The 857-nt window shown below is 64.2% G+C and carries 1 protein-coding gene; it reads left to right on the top strand.

Annotated elements, in window-relative coordinates:
- Positions 1-857 (top strand): helix-hairpin-helix domain-containing protein (locus tag NKJ46_RS34665; RefSeq protein ID WP_352671852.1); only part of this gene is annotated, 857 nt, incomplete at both ends.

The following is an 857-nucleotide window of genomic DNA, read 5'->3' as shown; positions in this document are numbered from 1 at the left end:
ATGCAGGTCTCCATGGTCTGCGCCGGCTTTTCCGCTGGAGAGGCCGATCAGCTGCGCCGCGCCATGGCCACGTTCAAGCACACTGGCGGCGTCTCGAAATTCCGCGACAAACTGATCAATGGCATGATCGCCAACGGCTACACGCCAGAGTTCGCCGAAAAGACCTTTTCGCAGCTTGAGGGGTTCGGCAGCTACGGTTTTCCCGAAAGCCACGCCGCCTCCTTCGCGCTGATCGCTTATGCCTCGTCCTGGATGAAATGCTGGCATCCGGATGTCTTCTGCGCCGCGCTTCTGAATTCGCAACCGATGGGCTTCTATCTGCCGGCCCAGATCGTGCGTGATGCTCGCGATCATGGCGTTGAGGTGCGACCGGTCTGCGTCAATGCCAGCCGCTGGGATTGCACGCTTGAGCCGACCGATGTCGAAGATCGCTTCGCTGTCCGGCTCGGTCTGCGTATGGTGAAGGGTCTCGCCAATGATGACGCGGCCGCGATCGTCGCGGCGCGGGCCGATGAACCCTTCGCCTCGGTCGACGATCTCTGGCGCCGCGCCGGCGTGCCGGCGGCGCCACTTGTCCAGCTCGCCGAGGCCGACGCCTTTCTGCCGGATCTGAACCTTGCCCGCCGCGACGCACTCTGGGCGATCAAGGCGCTGCGCGACGAACCTCTGCCGTTGTTTGCGGCGGCCACGTCCCGTGAACACAAAACGGTGCCTGAGATTCACGAGCCCGCCGTCACGCTCAGGCCGATGACGGCAGGCCGCGAGGTTGTCGAGGATTACGGCCATGTCGGGCTGACCTTGCGGAGCCATCCGGTGTCGTTTCTGCGCGCCGATCTACGCCGGCGTCGCATCGTGAC

Origin of the sequence: Mesorhizobium sp. M0166, assembly GCF_040322255.1 — a bacterium.
Lineage (GTDB): Bacteria > Pseudomonadota > Alphaproteobacteria > Rhizobiales > Rhizobiaceae > Mesorhizobium.
This window is presented reverse-complemented; position numbering and strand designations above follow the sequence as displayed.